This window comes from Nesterenkonia suensis, assembly GCF_054782935.1.
Map to the genome: position 1 here is coordinate 1 of NZ_BAAGRN010000003.1, position 23164 is coordinate 23164.

A 23164-nucleotide genomic window follows, 5' to 3' on the forward strand; every position below is an offset into this window, starting at 1 on the left:
ACTCCTCGGACCGCCACGCATGGTTCCGCCAGGCGCTGGCCGCCGGACCCGGCTCCCCGGAGCGGGAACGCTACATCTTCCGCGACGGACGCGGCGAGCACGGCGAGCTGCCGCCCTCGGACTGGGAATCGATCTTCGGCGGCCCGGCCTGGACCCGGATCACCGAGCCTGACGGCACCCCCGGCCAGTGGTACCTGCACCTCTTCGCCCCGGAACAGCCCGACTTCAACTGGGACAACCCCGAGGTGCGCGAGGACTTCCTGACCACCCTGCGATTCTGGTCCGACCGCGGCGTGGACGGCTNACCAAGGACCTGCCGGAGGAGCTTCCCTCCCAGGCCGAGCTCGACGCTCTCCCCAAGGACGGCTCCCACCCGATCTGGGACCGCGACGAGGTCCACGAGATCTACGCCGCCTGGCGCCAGCTCTTCGATGAGTACGACCCGCCGCGCACCGCCGTCGCCGAGGCCTGGGTGGCCTCCGACCGACGCCCGCGCTACGCCAGTGCTGAGGGTCTGGGCCAGGCGTTCAACTTCGACCTGCTCGAGGCCGACTTCGACGCCTCCCAGTTCCGCGACATCGTGACGTTCAACCTGGAGCTCTCCGCCCGGTCCGGCTCGTCGACCACGTGGGTCTTCTCCAACCACGACGTCGTCCGCCACGCCACCCGCTATGGACTGCCGCCTCAGGGCGAAGACCAGGAGAAAGCGGGAAACACCTGGCTGCTCAACGGCGGGGCGCGCCCGGAGCTCGATGCCGACGCGGGGCTGCGCCGCGCTCGGGCCGCGACGCTGTTCGAGCTGGCCCTTCCGGGCAGCGCATACCTCTACCAGGGAGAGGAGCTCGGCCTGCACGAGGTCGCCGAGATCCCCGACGAGGCCCGGCAGGACCCCACCTTCTTCAACAGCCCCGGGGTCAGCGTGGGCCGCGACGGCTGCCGGGTGCCGCTGCCCTGGTCAGCCGAAGGCCCCTCCTTCGGCTTCGGTCCGAGCGAGGCTCACCTGCCTCAGCCCGACTGGTTCGCCGACCTCGCCGTCGACAAGCAGGACCAGGACCCCGAGTCCACATTGAACCTGTACCGCCGGGCCCTGCAGCTGCGCCGCGAGCTGCAGACCCACGAGACGCTGGAGTGGACGGAGACCGGTTCGGCAGACGTGCTGGCCTTCCGGCGTCCTGGCGGCTGGCTGACGATCACCAACTTCAGCGACGCCGCGACCACGCTGCCCGCCGGTGAGGTGCTCCTGGCCAGCTCCCCGCTCCCAGAAGGCACGCTGCCGGGAGCCACCACGGTGTGGCTGCGCGAACCCCGAGGCTGATCCCCCGGCCCGGAGACGGCGTCGCCCCGGCCGCAGCCACATCCACCTGGGCAGAGAGGAGCCCCGCACTGCCGTGACCGCGGTGCGGGGCTCCTCTGTGCCCAGGCTCAGGAGTTCCTCTGCGCGGCGCGCTCCGCGTCCCGCTGACGGTCCTCCCGGGCCAGGCGGGTCAATTCGGCGCCGGCCTCCGCGTCACGGGTGAGGTTCTCCCCGGTCGCCGGGTCGAACAGGTGGATCCGCCGCGAGTCGACCCATAGGGTGGCGGAATCGCCTCCGCGCAGACGCGACATGGCGTCGACGGCGACGACCAGCTGGGTGCGCAGTTCGTCGGCATCCATCTCCTCGGCGAGAGTCTGCATCGTCTCGGCCACCCGCGGATCGTTCTCGTAGGAGACATAGACGTATTGTTCGTTGCCCAACCACTCGGTGTGGGTCAGCTCCGCGGCAAAGGTGGGGCCCTTCGCCAGCTGAGGCTCGGTCAACGTGGCGGCGTCCTCGAAGAAGTCCGGGCGGATGCCGGCGAGCACGATGTCCCGGCCCCGCCCCGCGGCCGCGGTCTGCTCCGGAAGCTCGAGTTCCCCCACCGGAGTGCGCAGCACCGTGCCCTCCACCGTGCCGGGCAGGAAGTTCATCGACGGCGCCCCGATGAAGCCTGCCACGAACAGATTCGCCGGCTGCTCGTAGAGCTCCCGCGGCGAGGCGATCTGCTGCAGCACGCCCTTCTTCAACACTGCGACCCGGTCTCCCAGCGTCATGGCCTCTGTCTGATCATGGGTGACGTAGACCGAGGTGGTGTTCAGGCTGCGCTGCAGCCGAGAGATCTCCGCCCGCATCTGCCCGCGCAGCTTGGCGTCCAGGTTGGACAGCGGCTCGTCGAAGAGGAAGGCGTTGGCATGTCGGACAATGGCCCGGCCCATCGCGACCCGCTGGCGCTGACCACCGGAAAGATTCGCCGGCTTGCGCTCGAGATGCTCGGTGAGCTCCAACATCTGCGCCGCATTCCGCACCCGCTCATCGACCTCGGTGTCGGAGAACTTGCCCTTCGTGAGCCGCATGGGGAAGGCGATGTTCTCATAGACCGTCAGATGCGGATACAGCGCATAGTTCTGGAAGACCATGGCCAGGTTGCGATCACGCGGGGCCTTCTCATTGACACGCTCCCCGCCGATCAGCAGCTCCCCAGAGGTGATGTCCTCCAATCCCACGATCATCCGCAGCAGCGTGGACTTTCCGCAGCCCGACGGGCCCACCAAGATGACGAACTCTCCGTCCTCGATGTCGATGGAGATGTCATTGACGGCGGGGAAGCCGTCGTCGTACTCCTTCACGATGTTCTTCAGGCTGATGGATGCCATGTTGACGTCTCCTCCAGGGTCACGACGCTTCCGCCAGCGTCCAGGTCTTCGGGTCGGGGGCTCCCGCAGGGCGGGTTGCAGGAGCGGTCGGCGAGACCGACGCAGGCGGGCTCATCCCTTGACCGCCCCCTGGGTCAGCCCGGAGACGATCTGCCGCTGGAAGAGCAGCACCAGCAGCACCACCGGGATGGTCACCACGATGGCCGCCGCGGAGATCGCACCGGTGGGCTCTTCGAACTGTGAGGCTCCGGTGAAGAACGCCAGCGCCGCCGGCACCGGGCGCGCCGCCTCCGTGGAGGTCAGCGAGATCCCGTAGACGAAGTCGTTCCACGCGATGAAGAACGCAATGATCGCCGTGGTGAAGACCCCCGGCATGGCCAGCGGGACGATCGCCCGGCGGAACGCCTGCCACTGGGTGGCGCCGTCCACCTGGGCGGCCTGCTCCAGCTCCCCCGGGATCTGCCGAAAGAATGCCGCCAGGGTCCAGATCGAGATCGGCAGGGTCAGCGACAGATACGGGATGATGAGCCCGAGCCAGGTGTCGTAGAGCCCGATGGTCCGCCACACGTTGAACAGCGGGGTCACCACGGAGATCACCGGGAAGATCGAGACCGCCAGAGCCGAAGCCAGGATGATCTTCTTACCCGGGAAGTCCAGGCGTGCGATCGCATACGCGCACAGCGTGGCCAGCACCACGGCGATGAACGTGGCGATCAGCGTGATCCCGATCGAGTTGCGCAGCGCGGTCAGGAAAAGCTCCTGGGCGTTGCCGAAGAAGATCATCTCGTAGTTCTCCCAGGTCCACACCGTCGGCAGGAAGGTGTTGTTGCCCAGGTCGCCGGGAGTCTTGAAGCTGGTCGCCAGGATGGCGGCGACCGGGAACAGCGCGTAGAGCAGGACCAGCACGGTCAGCACTGTCCACCCCAGCCGCTGGCGGACGGTGAGCTTGCCGTGGGCAGCCATCATTTCTTCCCTCCCTTGCCGCCGGAGGCGTCCGTGCCGCTGGCGAGGTCGACTTTGAAGAACCTGATCGCGATGAAGCAGATCAGCAGCACGCACAGGAACAGCACCACCGAGATCGCTGAACCGAGCCCGATCTCCAACCGGCCGATGGACGTCCGATAGGCCAGCAGGGAGAGCACCTCGGTCCCCGCATCGCCCCCGGTCATGATGAACACGTTGTCGAAGATCCGGAATGCGTCCAGCGCACGGAAGAGCACCGCCACCATGATCGCGGCCTTCATGTTCGGGATGACGACCCGACGCATCTGTTGCCACCAGGTGGCGCCGTCGACGCGGGAGGCCTCCAGCAGCTCATCCGGGACCTGGGCGAGGCCGGCGAGCAGCAGCAGCGCGATGAACGGTGTGGTCTTCCAGATCTCGGAAGCCATGATCACGGTGATCGCGGTGCCGAAGTTCGCGAACCAGTCGAGGTCTCCTCCGATGCCCGGCACCCAGCCGAACCAGCTGTTCACGAAGCCGGAGTTGATGTCGAACATGTAGTACCAGGCGAAGGCCGAGACCACAGTGATGATGCCGTAGGGCACCAGGATCGCCGTGCGCAGCATCCCGCGCAGCCGTTTCAGCGCGCGGTGCATCACCAGGGCCAGCGCGAAGCCGAGCACCAGCTCCACGGCGACGGTCACCACGGTGATCAGCACCGTGACGCCCAGCGCACGCCAGAACACCCCGTCGGTGAAGATCGTCGCGTAGTTGGAGAGGAAGACGAACTCCCGCTCCCCCGGGGCGGTGAGTCGGAAGGAGAACATCGAGTCGAAGATCGCCTGGCCGATCGGGTAGGCGGTCACGGCCAGCATGATCACGAACGCCGGGCCCGCCAGCATCCAGCCCAGGCGCGCCTCGGCTCGAGCCCGGTCCGACGTCACCGCCCGGTTCTGTTCGGCGGCCCGGCGTCTGGCCCGGCGGCTGTCATCAGCGGTGGTGGTCACAGCAGGCGCTCCCCTCTCAGCACTTCTCCCACTGTGGTGTCGGCCTCGCCGGGGGTCCGCTCGGGGTCGACACCGCTCAGCGGGGTGTAGTTCAGCTGGATGGTGGTCGAGATCTCGTTGTAGTACGGCGTCTGGGGTCGCGGCGCGGCCTGCTCCAGCGCCTCCCGGATCAGATCGGCCATGGGATAGTCCTCCTCGACCTGTGGATCGTCGAAGGCCGATTCAGAGGACGGCGGATTGCCGTTGGTCACGAAGTACTCGGTCTGGTTCTCCGGGGCCACGATGCACTCGATGGCGTCGAAGGCCAGCTCCGGATGCTCCGACTTGGCTCCGACCCCGAGGTTGATCCCGCCCAGGGGCGGAGCCGAGGGGGTGTCGGCATCCATCCGCGGATACTGGGCCCAGCCGATGTCCTCGGGAAGCTCGGCGTCCACTGTGCCCTCGTCAGCAGCCGCGTTGGTCGCCGCCCAGACGAAGGGCCAATTCACCATGAATGAGCCCTGATCGCGTTGGAACAGCAGCATCGACTGGCCCTCGTCCATCGAGGAGATCCCCGGGCCGCCGAGCCCTTCGGCGCCGATCCGGTGGAGCACCTCGGCGGCGGCACGGCCGACCTCCGAATCCAGGTTCGTCTCCAGCTCCTCTGCGGAGGCGGAGGAGTCCGCCAGGATCGACTCCCCCTGGGACTCGATGAGGGCGTTGAGCCAGACGGTCATCGATTCGGCGCGGATGCCCTGCACGGCGAGGTGCTTGTCCTGCTCCTGGGCCACGTCCATGATCTGGTCCCAGGTGACGGGCTCATCCATGTCGAGGCCGGCCTCCTCCACGACCGACTCTCGATACCAGAGCAGCTGGGTATTCGCCCAGAAGGGGACCGTGACCAGTTCGTCCCGCCACATGGCTCCGGCCAGCGCACCGTCGAGCGTGTCCGCGGTGGTGCGCTCACCGACGTCCTCCGGCACCGGCGCCAGGAAGCCCGGTTCGGCCAGCTCAGGGATGAAAGGGGGGTCGAGGCTCATGATGTCCAGCGAGGTGTCGCCTGCCGCCAGACGGCGAGCCAGCTGTTCACGCTGGGACGGGGCATCGTTGGGCAGCAATGACGTCTGGATCCGATAGGCGCCGTCCGACTCGTCAGTGCACTGTTCCGCCAGCGCCTGCTGGCCGCCGTCATCTGGGTTGATGTACCAGGTCAGCACGGGGCCATCGTCCCCTTCTCCACAGCCGGAGAGCAGCAGGCCTGCGGCGAGGATCATCGCGGCGGTCCGCAGGGATCGAGGACCCCGAACGGGCTCCTCCGGTCTCGTCCTGCGCCCACCATCCGGGTCCCCGGCAGGGCCACCGGGCGTCGACGTCTCTGGCATGGACCGTCCACCTCTTTCGGGTCAGGGCCACATCGCCGAGGACGACGCTATGTCAGCCCCGTCCTCGCCGGCGATCATTCCGTGAGTGCCATCACTATATACCCCGTGGTCTGCTGGACAGAGGGACGACATCCCTGCCCCCTGCGCCTCATCGATCACCACCCCGGACGGCAGGGGTCCACACAGCACAAGGACCCCCGCGGTGATCACTCGGCGGGGGTCCTTGACGTGGCTCCAGAGCTGGCCATCGGCGGCCGACCCGGTGCTCTCAGGCGGATTTCTTGCGCAGCTTCTTCGCCTCCGCGTGGCTCAGCATCACCGGATCTGCGCCCTCGCGGACGACGTCTTCGGTGATCGTGACCATGGCGATGTCCTCCCAGCTGGGGAGGTCGAACATCACCGGGTTCAGCACGCCTTCGAGGATGGAGCGGAGTCCACGAGCTCCGGTGCCCCGTGCCTCGGCCTGTTCCACGACGGCGGTGAGCGCACCCTGGTCGAACTCGAGGCCCACTCCGTCGATGGCGAAGATCTTCTGGTACTGCTTCAGCAGCGCATTGCGCGGCTCGGTGAGGATGCGGATCAGCGCCTCCTGATCGAGGTCCTCCACTGTCGCGACCACCGGCAGACGCCCGATGAATTCGGGGATCAGCCCGAACTTGTGCAGGTCCTCAGGCTCGACGTCCGAGTAGGAGACCTCATCCCGGCTGATGGTGCTCAACGGTGCACCGAAGCCGATTCCCTTGCGTCCGGCGCGCGAGCCGATGATCTCCTCGAGACCGGCGAATGCGCCGGCGACGATGAAGAGCACATTGGAGGTGTCGATCTGCATGAACTCCTGCTGGGGGTGTTTTCTGCCGCCCTGCGGGGGCACCGAGGCGACCGTGCCCTCCAGGATCTTCAGCAGCGCCTGCTGCACACCCTCGCCGGAGACGTCCCGCGTGATGGACGGGTTCTCCGACTTGCGCGAGATCTTGTCGATCTCGTCGATGTAGATGATGCCCTGCTCAGCCTTCTTGATGTCCCCGTCCGCGGCCTGGATGAGCTTCAGCAGGATGTTCTCGACGTCCTCGCCCACGTAGCCCGCCTCGGTGAGCGATGTGGCGTCGGCGACGACGAAGGGGACCTGGAGCTTCCGCGCCAGCGACTGCGCGAGATACGTCTTGCCGGAACCAGTGGGACCGACCATCAGGATGTTCGACTTGCCGATCTCGACGTCGTCGAGCGGTCCCTTCTCCAGGGAGGCCGTCTTCTTCGCCGAACCCGTAGCCTGGATGCGCTTGTAGTGGTTGTGCACTGCCACGGCGAGCAGACGCTTGGCCTTGTCCTGTCCGATCACATACTCGTCCAGGAAGTCGTTGATCTCTCGGGGTGTGGGCAGCTCGAAGTCATCGGGCTCCTGCACCTCGTTGAGGTACTCCTCGATGATCTCGTTGCAGAGCTCGATGCACTCGTCGCAGATGTACACCCCGGGGCCCGCGATGAGCTTATAGCGCACCTGCTTCTGGCTCTTTCCGCAGAAGGAGCATTTCAGCAGGTCCGCGCTCTCTCCGATTCGTGCCATGCCTCGCAATCCCCTCAGGTCATCGGGTCCTGGACATCCCGCTGCCCAGGCCTCAGGAACGCTGACGCTGTCCCTGGACGGTACTTCTCAAGACTACTTCACCGCGCTGACATCCTCAGTGACCATGACCGGCCCAGCCGTGTCCTGAGTGCGTCGTCCGCCGCTGGACGCCCGCCCCCTCCTCCTGACACAGCGCAGGTCCCCCGCCGGACGACACCGACGGGGGACCTGCAGGGTGGACCGACCCCGGAGTCAGACCGGGAGCTTGCGGGAGGCGAGCACCTCGTCGACCAGCCCATAGTCCTTGGCTCCGGCGGCCGAGAGGAACTTGTCACGGTCGATGTCCTCACGAACCTGCTGCGCGGACTTGTCGGTGTGCTGAGCGAGGACCTCCTCCATCCAGGTACGGATGCGTGCCACCTCGTCGGCCTGGATGGCCAGGTCAGTCGCCGTGCCGCGCTGGCCGCCCATCGCCGGCTGGTGGATCAGCACCCGCGCATTGGGCAGCGCCAGACGCTTGCCCGGAGTCCCCGCGGCCAGCAGCACAGCGGCGGCGGAGGCCGCCTGACCGAGGCAGACCGTCTGCACGTGCGGACGGATGAACTGCATGGTGTCGTAGATGGCCGTCATCGCGGTGAACGAACCACCCGGCGAGTTGATGTAGAGTGTGATGTCCCGCTCAGAGTCCATCGACTCCAGCACGAGCAGCTGGGCCATGATGTCGTCGGCAGAGGCGTCGTCGACCTGGCTGCCCAGGAAGACGATGCGGTCCTCGAAGAGCTTCGCATAGGGGTCCTGGCGCTTGAAGCCGTACGGAGTGCGCTCCTCGAACTGGGGCAGGATGTAGCGCGAGCTGGGCATCGTCGGGGACGTCGGTGCGGCGGCAGGGAGTCCCTGAGCAGGGTCGTGGTCGAAGAGGTTCATGTCTGTGGTGCTCCTGTGGTCCTGCTGATCCGCGGGCAGATCAGTCGGGTGATCGGTACGGAGGTCAGTGGGCCCCGCCGACACATGGGCGGCGGGTGCTGCCGACGGGACGGATCAGACTCCCCCGCCGCCGGAGACGGTGGAGGAGCGCTGGGCGATCTTGTCGAAGAAGCCGTACTCCAGGCCCTCCTCGGCGGTGAACCATTTGTCACGCGCGTTGTCCTTCAGGATCGTGTCCACCGTCTGGCCGGTCTGCTCAGCCGTCAGCTCCGCCATGACCTGCTTCATGTGCTGGATCAGCTCAGCCTGGATCCGCACGTCCGACTCAGTGCCTCCGATGCCGCCCGAAGGCTGGTGCATCAGGATCCGGGCATGCGGAGTCGCGAACCGCTTGCCGGAGGTGCCCGACGAGAGCAGGAACTGGCCCATGGACGCCGCCAGCCCCGTCGCGACGGTGACGACGTCGTTGGGGATGAACTGCATGGTGTCGTAGATCGCCATCCCTGCGGTCACCGAGCCGCCCGGAGAGTTGATGTAGAGGTAGATGTCCCGCTCAGGATCCTCGGCGGAGAGCAGCAGCATCTGGGAGCAGATGGCGTTCGCGTTGTCGTCACGGACCTCCGACCCCAGCCAGATGATCCGCTCCTTGAGCAGACGGTTGTAGATGTAGTCGTCCCGGGACGCCGGGTCCACGGTCGACATGCTGGGCAGGCTCTCAGACATGGACGTTCCTCCACTCCAGTGTTCTCTCAAGTCCGGGACCGGCCGTCGCCGCAGGATCCCGTCCTGCGTCGGGCGCACGGCCGTCCGTGCTGCCCTCGACATTACCTGTTCGACGGCCTGGCTCGCGGCGCGCCTCGGCATCGTTCGCTGTTGGCGCAGGGTGTGCTGACGAGCCCCCCTGACGAGACGACGACGGCGGGCCGAAGCACCATGAGGCGCTGCGGCCCGCCGTCGTGGGGGGCGCGATGCGGCGTGCTCGACGCCGCGGGATCACTTCTCCTCGGCGGTCTCCTCCGCAGTCGCCTCGGCAGAGTCCTCAGACTGCTGCGCGGAGGTCTCGGCCTCGGCGGCCTCGGCCACCTGCTCGGCCGCACCCTCCTCGTCCTCATCGCCCTGCGGGGTGACGAAGTCCGTCAGATCCACAGCGTTGCCCTCCGAGTCCGTCACGACAGCGCTCTCGAGGACCTTGGCCAGCGCCTTGCGGCGGCGGACCTCACCCATGATCATCGGCACCTGGCCGGCCTGGTCCAGCATCTGCGCGAACTGGTTGGGCTCCATGCCGTACTGGGATGCAGTGGAGACGATGTACTCGATCAGCTCGCCCTGGTCGACACCGACCTCCTCCTTGTCCGCGATCATGTCCAGCACGATCTCGTTGCGGAAGGCCTCACGGGTCTGCTTCTCGATCTCTTCGCGGTGCTCCGCACTGTCGTGGTCGTCGCCCTCGGCGTGGCCGCCCTGGCTGAAGTGCTGCTCGACCTGACTCTCGACCACCGAGGCCGGGACCGGCACCTCCACGAGCTCCATGAGCTTCTCGAGGACCTTGTCACGGGCCTCGACACCCTGCTCGACCACGAGGTTCTCCTCAGCCTTGGAGGCAAAGTCCGCACGCAGCTCCTCGATCGTGTCGAACTCCGAGGCCATCTGGGCGAACTCGTCATCCGCCTCGGGCAGCTCACGCTCCTTGACCGCCTGCAGGGTCACCTTCACCGAGGCTGACGCACCGGAGTGCTCCCCACCGGCCAGAGTGGTCTCGAACGTCGCGTCCTCGCCGGCGGAGAGTCCGGAGAGCGCCTCGTCGATGCCCTCCAGCATGGTGCCGGCCCCCACCTGGTAGGACAGCCCGGTGGCGTTGTCGACCTCTTCGCCGTCGACCGTGGCGACCAGGTCGATGGTCACGAAGTCGTCGTCGCCGGCGGGCCGGTCCACGTCCTTCAAGGTGCCGAACCGGGCCCGCAGCTCGTCGAGCTGCTCCTGAACGGCCTGCTCGTCGGCGTTGCGCGCCTCGACCTGGACCTCCAGGCCGGTGTAGTCCGGAAGCTCCACCTCGGGCTTGACGTCCAGCTCACCGGTGAACTTCAGGACTCCCTCATTGGTCTTGGGGTCCGGGATCTCCTCGATCTCCACCTCGGGGCGGGACAGCGGGGAGATCTCTGCCTCGGCGAGACCCTGCTGGTAGAAGTCGTTCAGCCCGTCGTTGATCGCGGTCTGGATGACGTACTCTCGGCCGACACGCTGATCGATGATCGGCGCCGGGACCTTGCCCTTGCGGAAGCCGGGGATCTGAACCTGCTCCGCGATGCTCTTGTAGGCGGCCTTGATCTTCGGCGCAAGCTCCTCAGAGGTCACCTCGACGGTGAGCTTGACTCGAGTCGGGTTCAGATTTTCAACGGTGCTCTTGACCACGTGGGGGCTCCTGATAGATGACGACTGATCATGTCTGATGCGAGCTCCACGGCAGAGCCCGCAGCGTCGGCCTCGACCGACGTTCACCCCGGGGTGCAGCCCCCGGTGCGACTCGGCCGCCGTCGGGGTGACAGGATTTGAACCTGCGGCCTCACGCTCCCAAAGCGCGCGCTCTGCCAAGCTGAGCTACACCCCGATCGCCCGTCCCACCGGACGTCGGGACTCCGCACGACGGCGGACCCGAGCACCAGCAGACGGCACGGACCGACTCACAATACCGTGCCCGCCTCGATCACGGCGAATCCTCCCCGCACGGGGCTGCCAGGGCCGTGGTCAGATCCTCCAGCAGCAACGCCTGCCGCCGGTGGTCCGACTCGTCGTCAGGCTGAGGCCAGCTGGACAGCTTGACGATGACCATGGACGTCTGCGGATCCAACCAGAGGTGCTGGCCATGGATGCCGAGGCCGGTGACGTTGCTTCGCCCGTTGCCGGTGCACCACCACTGTCGTGTGTAGGAGCCGCCGGGGTAGACCGAGGTCCAGCTCGTCTCGCCCATCGCGCGGCGATCCCCGCCGCCGAGGATGCGATCGGCCCACTCAGCGGTCACCACCCGCCCCCCGGGAGCCTGACCGCCGGCCAGCACCAGCTCACCGACCCGGGCGAGGTCGCGTGCGGTGCAGGAGATGCCGCCGTCGGCATGGGCGAAGCCCGACCGGTCCACCGTGACCATGGCGTCCTGGTCCGGGTGGAGCCTGGACCAGAGGCGATCAGCCACCTGATCCACGTAGCGGGCGCCGGTGGCACGCTCGATCGCCCACGCCAGCACGTCGGTGGTCGCCGAGCAGTACTGGAAGCGCCCCTGAGGACCCGCCCCGGTGAGCGTGCGCAGGAAGCTGGGGGTGTCCGCGGGGTCGCTCGGCCGGGGAGTGCGCCAGCCGGAGCTGCGGTCATGGCGCTGCAGCTCGGAACGGGGATTCAGATAGTCCTCGTCGTAGTCCACGCTCACCGTCATGTCCAACAGGTCGGCGATGGTGGCTCGGGCGTAGGCCCCGTCGGAGAGCTCCGGGACGAAGCTGATCACGCGGTCCTCCAGACTCCACAGACCGTCCATGACCAGCGATCCCGCCACGAGCCCACACAGCGACTTCGATACGCTCATCACCAGATGAAGATCATCCGGCCCGCACCCGGGGGCGTACCACTGGGCCCGGACCTGTCCCCCGCGGACGACGAGCAGCGCGTCCGTGTGGGTCTCCTCCAACCGACGTGCCAGGTCCGGGATCGTCTGCAGCGGAGCAGGTATCTCCCCCTCGCCCCTTGCGCTCAGGGGGCGGCTTCCCCGGCGCCGGATGCGCGCCGAGGGCAGAACCTCGGAGAGGTGGGTGAACGCCCAGCGGACGTGCGGAGGCTCCTGCCAGGTGTCGACAGTGGGACGCGGCGAGACCCCCGCCCCCGACGAGTGCGCCGGGGTGGGCGAGTCGGCCCTGACGTGATGGTTGTCCCTGATCATCGCCCTCCTCCTTGCGCGTCGTGGGTGACTGGTCGGTGCATCCTCCGGCCGCCGCGGGTCATGACGGCATAGACCGTGCCCGCGACGACCACGGAGACCGGGACCGAGAGATCCAGGTTCCCCAGCGCCGCGGAGAGCGGACCGGTGCCCATGTCCGTGGTGAGAGCGAGGGCACCCGAGGCCATCCCGGCCAGCAGCGCGGTCAACCCCGCCGGACTGCACCCTGCCACGCTCCAATACGGGCTCGAGGGCGTCGCGTCCAGCAGTCCCGGCCCGTCATAGCGGTATCGACGCATGAGTGCGTCCAGGCACAGCAGAGTCATCGTGGGAGCCGAAATCACGATCAGGAGCTGCAGCAGCAGGTTCACCGCTTCGAGCAGGCCGGTGGAGAACACCAGCACGAGGGTCAGGCCGGTAGCCATCAGACCCACCACCACCGCCGCGGTGATCCTGCGGATCGGCAGTCCGATCGCCTGCAGCACCATGGATGCGGTGTAGGTGGTCATGGCGTTCAGCGCCACCGTGTTCAGGACCACACCCAGGACGAACAGCACTCCCAGCCAGGCCGGCAGGAGCCCCAGCAGGGCATGCTCCACCCCGATCTCGAGGGCCACCGGGCTCATGGCGGTCGCCAGCAGCGCCCCGACAGCGGTGAAGACGATGCATGGCAGTGCGCCGCCGGCGGCGGTGGCCGCGGCGATGCGCCATCGTGGGGTGTCCTGGGGAAGATACCGCGCCATGTCGGGGCTGTTCGAGAAGGACAGCGGGGTCGAGGCCAGCACAGCGAAGCCGATGCTCAGCACCACCCATAGCTGGATCCCCTGCAGCGGCTCCGGCTGACGGAAGCCCCAGTCGACCGCGGTCAGGCTCACCACGGTGACCATCACGAAGATCACCAGCAGGACCCCGGTGATCCAGCCATAGGCCCGCGTGATGAGCCCGTGCCCGTAGACGGCCACCAGCACGGTGATCACGGAGACGGCGAGGGTGACGGCCACCCGGGCCGTTCCGGAGTCGGCCAGTCCGGTCATGGTCACGATTTCGGCTCCCATGAAAGTCGAGGCCAGCCAGTTCAGCGCCAGGAACACTGCTGAGATCAGGCCCCCATAGACGACCATGACGCCGGAGTTCCCGCGGATGCCGTAGACGGCTCGGGTGATCGCGGAACTCGCCGTCCCGGCCGCGGGACCGGCCGCAGCAGCGATGCCGGTGAAGATCCACGGCAGGCTGCCCACCACGATGAGGGTCATCGCCTGCCACAGTTCGAGCCCCATGAAGACCAGGGAGGCACCGATGGTGAAGTTGAGCACGCTGACCATGGGCGCGGCCCATACGAAGAACAGGTCTCGCGGCCGACCTCTGCGCTCCTGCAGCGGCACCAGGCCGATGCCTCGCGTCTCGAGCTCGACGGGCGCCTTCTCCGGGGCATGCGCCGCGTCCTGCACCGCCACGGAGCCCGCCGGATCCGCCGCCGGGTGTGCTTCTGGCGCTCGCGCCGGGGCTGGACCGCTGCCCAGCCCTCCCGGGTCGGGTGTCGCGAGCTCCCCGCCGGTCCGCTGTCTACGTTCTTCCATGGCCCTCTCCCCCCTGCTCGAGTGTCGAGTCACCCCTGCGACCCGACTATTGGTCTGATGACCAATACACTGTTGGTCCCCTACCCAATAGGATGGAGGGCATGGTGTCAAGGATCACATCGACAGCTTCCCGCAAAGACCCGGAAGAACGGCGGGACGAGATCATCGCGGAGGCCGCACGGCTCGCCGTCGCCGTCGGCCTGGAGAGGATCACCCTGCGCGCGGTGGCGGCCGGCATCAACGTCAGGCCCGGGCTGATCAGCCACTACTTCCCCACGGTCGACGATCTGCTGGTGGCCGCCTGCGAACGTGCGCTCTCCGACGAGCGCGCCCGACTGATCCCCGCCGAGGGAGCCCCCCTGATGCGGCTCGCTCAGATGATCGCCCGACTGGAGGGCGGCCATGCCGATGACCTCTCCCGGCTGTGGCTCAATGCGCGACATCTCTCCCGGCACCACCCACGCCTCGCAGAGACCCTCGTCGCGCAGGAGGAGCTGGATCGGGAACGCCTGACCGGACTGATCGAGGACGGCGTCGCCGAGGGCACCTTCCCCGCACAGGATCCGTTGACCGCATGCGTGCGCATCTTCGTCGCGGTCGACGGCGTCGGGGCCTATGTCAACTCATCGCTGCCCGGTGACCCGGGAGCCGACCATGCGGCGTACCGGCGATTCATCACCGATGTCGCCCAGTGGGCCCTGGGACTCCCCCACGACGGCCTCCGCGAGAAGGTCAACCTCGTCGTCGCGGAGCTCGCCGGGCCATGAGGCGGCCGACAGCGGGGTGGCCGAGGATGCACGGCGAGGCCGGACTCAGGGCTCGTAGTGGATCGGGGCGTTCGGCCCCAGCGGCAGGTCAAGCCACATCCATCCGGTGGTCATCACCGTCCAGGCCGCCATGAAGGCCAACGAGTAGGGCAGCATCACGGAGATCAGGGAACCGATGCCGATGCGCCTGTCATATCTCTGTGCCACCGCGATGACGATCGCGAAGTACGTCATCAGGGGGCTGAGAATGTTCGTCGCCGAGTCCGAGACACGGTAGGCCGCCTGGGAGAACTCCGGCGAGATTCCCAGATGCATCATGATCGGCACCATGACCGGCGCAAGCATGGCCCACTTCGCCGAGGCTGACCCGACCAGGAGGTTGACCACAGCCACGAAGCCCATGAACAGCAGGATCAGCGGCAGACCGGTGAGGTTGATCGACTCCAGGAGGTCTGCCCCGCTGACTGAGACCAGCAGGCCGATGTTCGACTGGTTGAAGTAGGCGATGAACTGACCGGCGGTGAAGGCCAGCACCAGGAACATGGCCATCCCGGCCAGCGTCTTCGAGACATGGTTGATCACGTCCGTGTCATTGCGGACCACCTTGGTGACGATGCCGTAGACCAGCCCAGGCACGAAGAACGCGATGATGATGACCACCACCAGCGAGCTCATGAACGGTGACTGGACGACCGCACCGTCTTCACCGCGCAGCACGCCGTCCTCGGGGACGACGAGCAGCAGAAGCAGGCCCAGCGTGACCACCAGCGCGATGCCGGCGGCGATCATTCCCTTCTTCTCCACGGCGGTGATCTTCAGCTCCGAGCGATCCTGATCCGCCAGCACGCCCTCACCGTGCCAGGAGCCGAGACGGGGCTCGACGACGAACTGGCTCACCAGGGTCCCCACGATGGCCAGCAGGGCGGTGGAGGCGATGATGAACCAGTAGTTCATCGCGAGGTTCATCTGTTCGGCGTAGGCCGGATCCACGGTGGCGGCGGCCTCGATCGTGAGCTCGCCGAGCATCACGTCGGTGGCCGAGAGCAGCAGGTTCGCGCTGAATCCGGCCGAGACTCCGGCGAATGCGGCGGCGATGCCGGCCAGCGGGTGCCGGCCCACGGCGATGAACAGGATCGCCGCCAGCGGGGGCAGCACCACATAGCCGGCGTCGGAGGCCACCGACGACATGATGCCTGCGAAGACGATCCCGAAGGTCACCAGGAACCGCGGGATGGACAGGATGAACGTCTTCAGCGCCGTGCCGATCAGACCGCTCTGCTCGGCCATGCCGATGCCGATCATCGTGGCCAGGACCACTCCGAGCGGAGCGAAGTTGATGAAGTTGTCCACCGCCGAGGTGAACATCCATTCGATGCCCTCCGCAGAGAGCAGATTGAAGACCTCGACCTCCTCCCCCTCGAGGGGGTCGATGACGCTGATCCCGGCCTGGGAGAGGGCCCAGGACAGCACTGCCACGAACGCCGCGAGCAGCGCGAAGAGCGTGGCAGGGTGGGGCAGCTTGTTGCCAAGGAGCTCGACGAGGTCGAGGAAGCGTTGGAAGAGGCCCTGCCGTCGCTTCGCCGGAGAGATGCGGTCGCTGCGGGCGCCGTCACCCTCAGATCCTGACGCGCTTGAGCCGAATCCCGGCTCCTGAGTGGTGGTGCTCATCGGGTGGGTGTCCCCTCATGTTGTGCCTACACGCGGTGACGCGCCGGCAGACCGATCGGCCGACGGACGCTGCGGCACATCATCTTGCGCCCTCATGTGATTCGGGTCAACTCCGACACGGGGGTGAGACCTGTCTCACGACGGCAGTCGAGACAGGGGGCGGAACCGGCCGCACGCGCGAGTCGGGGCAATTCATCACCTGTGAATGTGCTCAACGATGCAGGCTGACCTCAGGGCACCGGCCGAGGATTCGCCCAGGTCAGCTCACCAAATCCAGTGAGGCCGTGGACTCTTGTGGGGCCTGTCCCGGTCCCCTATTCTGGCGTCACCTGCACGGATCGCCCGTGCAGTCAGTTCACGAGGAGAATCATCATGACCAGCCTCGCCCCCGTCGCCTCCTGCCAGGTCACCTCCTGCGCGTTCAACGACGGCGCCTGCCACGCGGACGCTGTCACGATCACCGGCTCAGCCGGGTCTCCGACCTGTGGGACGTTCATCGCCCTCGACGTGCGCGGTGGGCTGCCCACCGCCGAAGGTCACGTCGGCGCCTGCCAGCGCCTGGAATGTGTGCACAACAAGGACCTCATGTGCACCGCTGAGGCCGTGACCGTCGGAGGCGACACGGCCAACTGCCTCACCTACTCGCAGGAGTGATCCGCTGACGGCGCCGACTGCCACTGGTGCAGCGCCGCGGCCAGCTGCGCCTCATCGGAGATCGGTTGCTCGAAGGCGATGAAGACCGTGCGCACCTGGTGCCCCTCCGGCAGTAGCCACATGCAGCCTTCTGCGTCCACATCGAGCAGTTCGAGACGGGAGCCGATCCTCGGATGCTCTTGCGGGACGGTCACCGGCCGCCCGAGGATGCCACGCCGGGCCCCGTGGACGAGGTCCTGGATCAGCTGATGCACCGTGGACTCGCGCAGCTGTGCCACCGCCTCGAGAGCGTGCCATTCTTGCAACCCGGCAGGGAATGCCCGCGCCGCATCGATCTCCGCCAGGGAGAGCTTCTCCACGTCCTCCCGCGCATGGAGGAGGACTGTCTCGGCCTCCACCAGGGCCACCCGCGCTCCTGGCACCTCGGCAGCGAGGGCCACCGGGCCGGCGAGACCCTCACGGATGAGGGCTTCAGTCTCAGTCCCGGTGACGAGCCGCACTGTCCCCAGCGCATGCAGGCTGGCGATCTGTACGCGGACGCCGGCTGGCGCCCCCATCTGATCGATCTGCAGGCGCACCTCAGTCCGCTCTGCGCCCGGCCGTGCCTCTGACCCGGGGAGCACCGCCAGCCATTGGCCCTGGGCGGTCACTCCGTGGGCCAACACGGGCATCTCACGCTCAGGGCGCTCCCGGTAGGCGACCATGCTGAGACCCCCGGCGCCCCGGATGAGGCGGCGCGCCGTGGACAGAGCGCAACGGCGACGCATCTCCACGCCGCCGACAAGACGCGCGACGTCCGGCGCCGCCCCGGTGATCTCTCCCGCCATAGGGGTTGCTCCCTCGTCCGTCTCCGATGGTGTTCCCGCTGTTCCCCCTCTATTGAAGCACAACCGTCACTGTTTAGGGCATACAAGGATGCGGTAATTACTCCGCATGGCGTCCGCCGGCCCAGGACGAGCCACAGTGGCCTCCGGGACGCAGCGAACTCTGGGATCACGCCGCGACGCCGGCGAGCGCGTGCTCGTCATGCACGGTGATGACGCCGTAACCGACGCTGACCAGCCCCTGGCGTTCGAGATCCTTCAGAACCTTGTTCAGCGACGGGCGCTGCACACCGATCATCGCCGCGACCGTGCGCTGCGGCAGCAGGATCTGACCATGCACCGCCTCGTCCAGCAGCAGTTGGGCGACCTGTGACATCAGCGACCGCCCCAGCAGTCCGAGGATCCGATTCTGGCTCATGGCCAGACGTTCGGCGATCGAAGACAGCCATCGACGCGCGATCGCCGGGTGGTGGCCGAGGAGCTCCTCGAAGCCCGCAGGATCCAGATGCAGCGCGGTGACCTCCTCCAGCACCCGACCGGTGCTGGGAAAGGGCATGTCCAGTATCAGCTGCACATCGCCGTCCACATCACCAGGGTGCAGCATATGCACCACAGCATGGCGTTCTCCCTGTCGCGCGAGAAGCTCGATCCTGCCCGCACGGATGATCCACACCCCCTGCGAGGCAGGCCCTCCGGACCCCGCGGCGCCGGCCTCGAAGAGCTTCTGACCCGGCTCGAACGTCCGACTGGAGAGGTAGGAGGCGATGGCCGAGATGTCAGACGCACTCAGCGGCGCACTGGCCCCGCGACCTACGCAGCGGGCCACCCAGGCCGCCTGTCGGAGCGCGGCCACCTCAGCGTCGCGGCCGACGGGCTCCGCGGTCGACCTCTGCCAGGGAAGGGCGAGGAAACGTGAGGGCGTCATATCGCTGATTGCGTCATCAGACTGACAATCCGGGCATCATCCGGCGGCCGACGTCGTGGAATGGAATGACCGGGGAACCTCCTCGGCGCCGCACCTGCGGCATCTGGAGAGGAGAGGGCCATGACGTCCATTCAAGGAACCCGCACCGCCGGAACGGCAGGACCGCTGTCACGCCGCGCCGTCCACGGCAGCTTCGGGGGACTGGCCGGCGGGGTCGTCTTCGGCGTGATGATGGCCATGATGGGCATGCTGCCCATGGTCGGCGCCCTGGTCGGCGTCGAGAGCGCCACTGTCGGCGGCCTGGTCCATCTGGGCATCTCGCTGATCTTCGGCGTCGCCTTCGGTGTCGTGATCAGCAGCGCCCGGCCGGCACCGCTGCTGCTGCTCGGCGCCGGCTATGGTGTGGCACTCTGGGTCGTCGGTGCACTGCTGATCATGCCCGCCATGCTCGGCATGCCGGTGCTCATGATCAATGCCATGACGCTGCAGAGCCTCTTCGGCCACCTGATCTTCGGGCTCGTGGCAGCTGTCGCGGTGTGGCTGCTGCGGCGCCACGCCGACCCCCTGGAACTCACAGACGTGCGTGCCCACCATGCCTGATGACTGCTCAGCATGCCCGATGACCAGGACCACCCCCGCTGTGCCGACGGGCTCCACCGAGCCCGTCGGCACAGCGGGGGTGGTGCGATGAGGATCACAGCGCAGAGATGCCCCTGGAGTTGGCAGGGCCACGATGCCGGTGCTAGAGTTTCATGTCGTTGCTCAGGTGACTGAGCAGCGGATCGCGCAAGCGGCAACCTGCAGCCGAGGGCCTCTAGCTCAACTGGCAGAGCATCAGACTCTTAATCTGCAGGTTCCGGGTTCGAGTCCCGGGGGGCCCACTCTGACGAGTGCAGGTTGCCGCGGCGCGACGACTGAGGCCCCGACACCTGATGTGCCGGGGCCTCAGTCGTCGGAGCATTCCGACCCATCCCAGCCGGGTCCTGCGCTCGACAGGTGCTCGCAGCCCCCAGGACTTCCGGGATTCCCCGGACGCCGAGGGCTCCTGTTCAGATCGGGCTCATGCCCTCCAACCTGTCCATGAAGAAGTCCACGAAGTCCAGGAAGTCCGCCACATCGTGGCGCTGCCCCAGGGTGACACCCGGCATTGCGTCGAAGGTGACCTCCGGATGCACCTCCAGGACCACCCGGTGCCCGGTGGACAGCGCAATCTCGACCTGCTCCCCATCGACGGCCATGCCGGCGAGGTTGGTCAGGTTGACCGGCAGCGGCACCGCCGGCGCGGCTCCGTCAGCGGGACCCCGCAGGGCATCCGACGCTCGGGAGATCACCTCGTCGAGATCGACTGGACACAGCACGAGCTCCATCGGTTCACGCCGGTATCCCACCAACAGATGCTCTGCCCGAGTCACCCCGTCCTGGACCGACCTTGCGTGCCGCTCCACCTCTGTAGCACCCAGCTCCCGAGCGTGGACGGCGGCGGCGTAGAGGATGTTGTATGAGCCGAAGTTCATCACAGAGACGTCGAATGTCCCGCGCAGGGCGGCCACGAGGCGCTCTTCACGCTCACCTCGGGGCGACTCCTCGTCCACGAGCTCCTTCACCATGTCGGCCAGTCTACGGACCCGACTGCGGCGTGCCCAGGACCATGGAGTTCGCGTCGCAGCACCGGGGCGTGCCGCAGCAGATCGATAGAGTGGTCCCGAGACGGGCCGACATCACCGTCGGACCCGGTCCCCTGCACACTGCGGTCGTCGCGTTCCTGCGGCGCGCTTCACGACGAAAGGTCCCCTTCCATGGCTCAGCGACTCGAACCGGGCGACGTCGCCCCCGACTTCACCCTGTCCACCGCCGACGGCGACACCGTCACCCTCTCCGACCTCCGTGGTCAGAAGGTCATCGTCTACTTCTACCCGAAGGCCTCCACACCGGGCTGCACCAAGGAGGCCTGCGACTTCCGAGACTCGCTCGAGTCTCTGCAGGCCGCCGGATACACCGTGCTGGGCCTCTCCCCTGACCCGGTCACCTCGCTGACCACCTTCGTCGAGAACGAGTCGCTGAACTTCCCGCTGCTCAGCGATGAGGGCCACCAGGTCGCCGAGGCGTACGGCGCCTGGGGCGAGAAGAAGAACTACGGACGCGTCACCGAAGGGCTGATCCGTTCCACCGTCGTCATCGATGAGGAGGGGAAGGTCGAGCTGGCCCAGTACAACGTCAAGGCCACCGGTCACGTCGGACGGCTCCGAGACAGGCTCGGCGTCTGAACCTATCCGACTCACCGCCGGCAGTCCGCCCCGTCGGCCTGGCGGGACGGCTCTTGTAGACTGGTGGGCCGCGCCTGCCGAGCGCCCGACGACGGCCCCTCCGACGGCCGTGCGACCAGGGCCCGGCGCAGGGGCGGCATGCGGGCGTGGCGGAATTGGTAGACGCGCTGGATTTAGGTTCCAGTGTCTTTGACGTGGGGGTTCAAGTCCCCCCGCCCGCACTGGGGGCGTCATGGCCTCGCACCGACACCGTGTCAGGACGCCATGGCGTCGCCTCGACTCCGCGGCCCTGCAGACCTGGACCGCATGCAGGTCGCCGGACCCACCGACGAGGCGTGCCTCCCCCGCCCCCGACGATCCCTGAGGAGTGCCTGGATGGCTGAAGAGCTCGACCGGCGGAAGCTGCTGGGCGCCTCGTCGGCCCTGGCCGCCACCTCGGTGCTGCTGGGAGACTCCTCGTCCACTGCCGCCGTGGCCTCCTCCGGCGAAGTCGGAGACCACGGCATCGACCAGGACACCGCGGACCGGCGCGAACGCACTGTGGTGGTCGCCGGTGTCTCCGCAGTCACCTCCCTGGATCCGGCGCTGGCCGTTGACACCGAGACTCAGCGCGTCTGCCGACAGGTGTTCGAAGGTCTGGTGGGCATCGACCAGGAGACCGGCGCCACCCGGACGCTGCTGGCGCAGGACTGGAGCGTGGACGAGGACGGGCTCGTCTATCGGTTCCGGCTGCGTCAGGGGGTCACCTTCCACGACGGCACCGCGTTGACCGCTGAGGCCGTCGTCGCGAACGTGGAGCGTTGGGGTCGGCTCGACGAGCTCTACGGGACCAGCAGCCTGCGGCGCACGGTGCCCCTGCCCTTCGCGGCGCTGTTCGGCGGGTTCCTGGGCGACGAGGCCTGCGCGTTGGAGTCGGTGGAGGCCGAGGACGAGCTCACCGTGGTGCTGACTCTGTCGGAACCTGTCGTCTTCCTGCCGGAAGCACTCACCATGCCGGCCTTCGGCATCGCCTCTCCCACGGTGCTCTCGGACGACGACCCCGATCTGGTCTCCCGCATGCCGGTCGGCACCGGCGCCTATCGGGTCACGGAGACCTCCGGGGGCGACGTGGCCCTGGAAGCGTTCGAAGACTACTGGAACGGCTCGGTCACGGCCGCAATCGACGACGCCGCCAGCGGTCCGGCCCCACAGCGGGTCGAGGTCCGCGCTGTGCCTCGGTCCTTCGACCGACTGCGTGATCTGCAGCGGGGGACGGTCGACGTCTACGACTACATCACCGCGGACAACCTGCGCCCTCTGGTGCAGTCCGGCCGACTCATCCTCCAACGTGATCCCTTCTCCGTGCTGTACCTGGGCTTCAACATGGAGCACCCCCTCATGGAGGATCACCGGATGCGGGAGGCCGCCGCCCGCGCTGTCGACCGCAGTCGGCTGATCGAGGGCCTCTTCCTGGACGGCACGCGTCCGGCGCATCAGTTCGCGCCTGCGGCGCTGGGAGTGCGTTCCGACTCTGCCGAACGTTACGGCCGGGACCTGACCCAGGCCCGCGAGCTCCTCGAGGATGCTGGGTACGACGGGGAGCCGCTGCGGTTCTATTACCCGATGAACGCGACCCGCAGCTATCTGCCCCGTCCGGAGGCGGTCTACGCCTCGATCGCCCGGGATCTCACCAGGGTCGGGTTCGTGATCCAGCCGCGCCCGGTCCCGTGGGACGCCGGATACCTGCAGGAGCTCCTGGAGGATGAGGACCGGGCGATGCATCTGCTGGGTCGCAACGGGGGATATCGCTCCCCGCACTCGTTCTTCGGAGCGCTGTTCCACCGGACCTCCCGAGAGTTCGGCTACACCTCCGACGAGGTCCAGGAGCTGCTGCTGCTGGCCCGGCGCGAGGACGACGAGGAGGAGCGCACCGCCTTGTACCGTGACGTCGCCGACATCGTGGCCGAGGATCTGCCGGCGGTGCCGCTGGTGCATCCGATCTCCGGGCTGGCACTGGGACGCCGCGTGGCGGACTATCCGATGTCCCCGGTGCTCTTCGAGCCCTTCCGGGAGATCCGCATGCACCGCAGCTGATCCACCCGTCACACTGCCCCCACGGATTTCA

At 67.5% G+C, this 23164-nt stretch carries 19 protein-coding genes, 3 tRNA genes and 1 pseudogene; 8 read left to right on the forward strand and 15 right to left on the reverse strand.

All coding sequences use genetic code 11. The annotated features are described in order from the left end of the window. A pseudogene (locus tag ACYVKI_RS05900) lies at positions 1-1315 on the forward strand (alpha-amylase family glycosyl hydrolase); the annotation flags it as partial. Positions 1316-1422: 107 nt separating this feature from the next. On the opposite strand, the gene ACYVKI_RS05905 reads toward ACYVKI_RS05900, so the two are convergent. The 11 genes from ACYVKI_RS05905 to ACYVKI_RS05955 form a co-directional block, all read right to left on the reverse strand. Beyond that, the gene (locus ACYVKI_RS05905; protein ID WP_460689421.1) at positions 1423-2670 is read right to left on the reverse strand and encodes an ABC transporter ATP-binding protein; all 1248 of its coding nucleotides are present in this window, start codon (positions 2668-2670) and stop codon (positions 1423-1425) included. A gap of 111 nt (positions 2671-2781) precedes the next feature. After that, positions 2782-3633 carry a carbohydrate ABC transporter permease gene (locus ACYVKI_RS05910; RefSeq protein WP_460689487.1) on the reverse strand — a complete coding sequence of 284 codons (852 nt, stop codon included), beginning with the start codon at positions 3631-3633 and terminating at the stop codon, positions 2782-2784. Next, positions 3633-4619, reverse strand: coding sequence for a carbohydrate ABC transporter permease (locus ACYVKI_RS05915; RefSeq protein WP_460689422.1), 987 nt, complete (start codon positions 4617-4619; stop codon positions 3633-3635). The genes ACYVKI_RS05910 and ACYVKI_RS05915 overlap by 1 nt, the downstream gene beginning before the upstream one ends. Next, positions 4616-5872, reverse strand: a complete 1257-nt coding sequence (locus ACYVKI_RS05920) for an extracellular solute-binding protein (RefSeq protein WP_460689423.1) — start codon at positions 5870-5872, stop codon at positions 4616-4618. The genes ACYVKI_RS05915 and ACYVKI_RS05920 overlap by 4 nt, the downstream gene beginning before the upstream one ends. A gap of 376 nt (positions 5873-6248) precedes the next feature. After that, positions 6249-7541: an ATP-dependent Clp protease ATP-binding subunit ClpX gene (gene clpX, locus ACYVKI_RS05925; protein WP_460689424.1), complete on the reverse strand. Its 1293-nt coding sequence runs from the start codon at positions 7539-7541 to the stop codon at positions 6249-6251. A 252-nt stretch (positions 7542-7793) separates the two neighbouring features. Beyond that, complete coding sequence (locus ACYVKI_RS05930) at positions 7794-8402, reverse strand: ATP-dependent Clp protease proteolytic subunit (RefSeq protein ID WP_460689488.1); 609 nt, start codon at positions 8400-8402, stop codon at positions 7794-7796. Positions 8403-8579: 177 nt separating this feature from the next. Further along, complete coding sequence (locus ACYVKI_RS05935) at positions 8580-9167, reverse strand: ATP-dependent Clp protease proteolytic subunit (RefSeq protein WP_460689489.1); 588 nt, start codon at positions 9165-9167, stop codon at positions 8580-8582. A 291-nt stretch (positions 9168-9458) separates the two neighbouring features. Continuing rightward, a complete protein-coding gene (tig, locus tag ACYVKI_RS05940) occupies positions 9459-10874 on the reverse strand; it encodes a trigger factor (protein ID WP_460689425.1) in 1416 nt (471 codons plus the stop codon). A gap of 122 nt (positions 10875-10996) precedes the next feature. Further along, a tRNA-Pro gene (locus tag ACYVKI_RS05945) sits at positions 10997-11070 on the reverse strand. Between the two features lie 96 nt (positions 11071-11166). Beyond that, positions 11167-12384: a serine hydrolase domain-containing protein gene (locus ACYVKI_RS05950; RefSeq protein ID WP_460689426.1), complete on the reverse strand. Its 1218-nt coding sequence runs from the start codon at positions 12382-12384 to the stop codon at positions 11167-11169. Beyond that, positions 12381-13958 carry a purine-cytosine permease family protein gene (locus ACYVKI_RS05955; protein WP_460689427.1) on the reverse strand — a complete coding sequence of 526 codons (1578 nt, stop codon included), beginning with the start codon at positions 13956-13958 and terminating at the stop codon, positions 12381-12383. Before ACYVKI_RS05955 ends, ACYVKI_RS05950 begins: the two co-directional genes overlap by 4 nt. 101 nt (positions 13959-14059) lie before the next feature. Between ACYVKI_RS05955 and ACYVKI_RS05960 the strand changes: the two genes are divergently transcribed. Continuing rightward, positions 14060-14725 carry a TetR/AcrR family transcriptional regulator gene (locus ACYVKI_RS05960; protein ID WP_460689428.1) on the forward strand — a complete coding sequence of 222 codons (666 nt, stop codon included), beginning with the start codon at positions 14060-14062 and terminating at the stop codon, positions 14723-14725. 45 nt (positions 14726-14770) lie between these two features. Here ACYVKI_RS05960 and ACYVKI_RS05965 read toward each other — a convergent pair whose 3' ends face one another. Then, entirely contained in the window at positions 14771-16393 is a 1623-nt protein-coding gene (locus ACYVKI_RS05965; RefSeq protein ID WP_460689429.1) for an AbgT family transporter, read from the reverse strand. Positions 16394-16765: 372 nt separating this feature from the next. Here ACYVKI_RS05965 and ACYVKI_RS05970 point away from each other — a divergent pair, with 372 nt between their 5' ends. Continuing rightward, positions 16766-17047 (forward strand): DUF1540 domain-containing protein, encoded by a 282-nt coding sequence (locus ACYVKI_RS05970; RefSeq protein WP_460689430.1) that lies wholly within the window; start codon positions 16766-16768, stop codon positions 17045-17047. Here the strand turns inward: ACYVKI_RS05970 and ACYVKI_RS05975 are convergent. Beyond that, entirely contained in the window at positions 17032-17874 is an 843-nt protein-coding gene (locus ACYVKI_RS05975) for a hypothetical protein (RefSeq protein WP_460689431.1), read from the reverse strand. The two genes, ACYVKI_RS05970 and ACYVKI_RS05975, sit on opposite strands and share 16 nt — an antisense overlap. A 166-nt stretch (positions 17875-18040) precedes the next feature. Next, positions 18041-18796, reverse strand: a complete 756-nt coding sequence (locus tag ACYVKI_RS05980; RefSeq protein ID WP_460689432.1) for a Crp/Fnr family transcriptional regulator — start codon at positions 18794-18796, stop codon at positions 18041-18043. A 120-nt stretch (positions 18797-18916) separates the two neighbouring features. Between ACYVKI_RS05980 and ACYVKI_RS05985 the strand changes: the two genes are divergently transcribed. Both ACYVKI_RS05985 and ACYVKI_RS05990 read left to right on the forward strand, forming a co-directional pair. Continuing rightward, on the forward strand, positions 18917-19396 hold the full coding sequence (locus tag ACYVKI_RS05985) for a hypothetical protein (RefSeq protein ID WP_460689433.1): 480 nt from the start codon (positions 18917-18919) through the stop codon (positions 19394-19396). A gap of 208 nt (positions 19397-19604) precedes the next feature. Then, positions 19605-19677 (forward strand) — tRNA-Lys (locus ACYVKI_RS05990). A gap of 168 nt (positions 19678-19845) precedes the next feature. Here the strand turns inward: ACYVKI_RS05990 and ACYVKI_RS05995 are convergent. Continuing rightward, entirely contained in the window at positions 19846-20403 is a 558-nt protein-coding gene (locus ACYVKI_RS05995; RefSeq protein ID WP_460689434.1) for a hypothetical protein, read from the reverse strand. Between the two features lie 189 nt (positions 20404-20592). Here ACYVKI_RS05995 and bcp point away from each other — a divergent pair, with 189 nt between their 5' ends. The 3 genes from bcp to ACYVKI_RS06010 all read left to right on the forward strand — a co-directional run bounded on the left by bcp (position 20593) and on the right by ACYVKI_RS06010 (position 23133). After that, the gene (bcp, locus tag ACYVKI_RS06000; RefSeq protein WP_460689435.1) at positions 20593-21060 is read left to right on the forward strand and encodes a thioredoxin-dependent thiol peroxidase; all 468 of its coding nucleotides are present in this window, start codon (positions 20593-20595) and stop codon (positions 21058-21060) included. A gap of 140 nt (positions 21061-21200) precedes the next feature. Beyond that, positions 21201-21281 (forward strand) — tRNA-Leu (locus ACYVKI_RS06005). Between the two features lie 154 nt (positions 21282-21435). Next, positions 21436-23133: an ABC transporter substrate-binding protein gene (locus tag ACYVKI_RS06010; protein ID WP_460689436.1), complete on the forward strand. Its 1698-nt coding sequence runs from the start codon at positions 21436-21438 to the stop codon at positions 23131-23133. Positions 23134-23164: the final 31 nt, after the last annotated feature.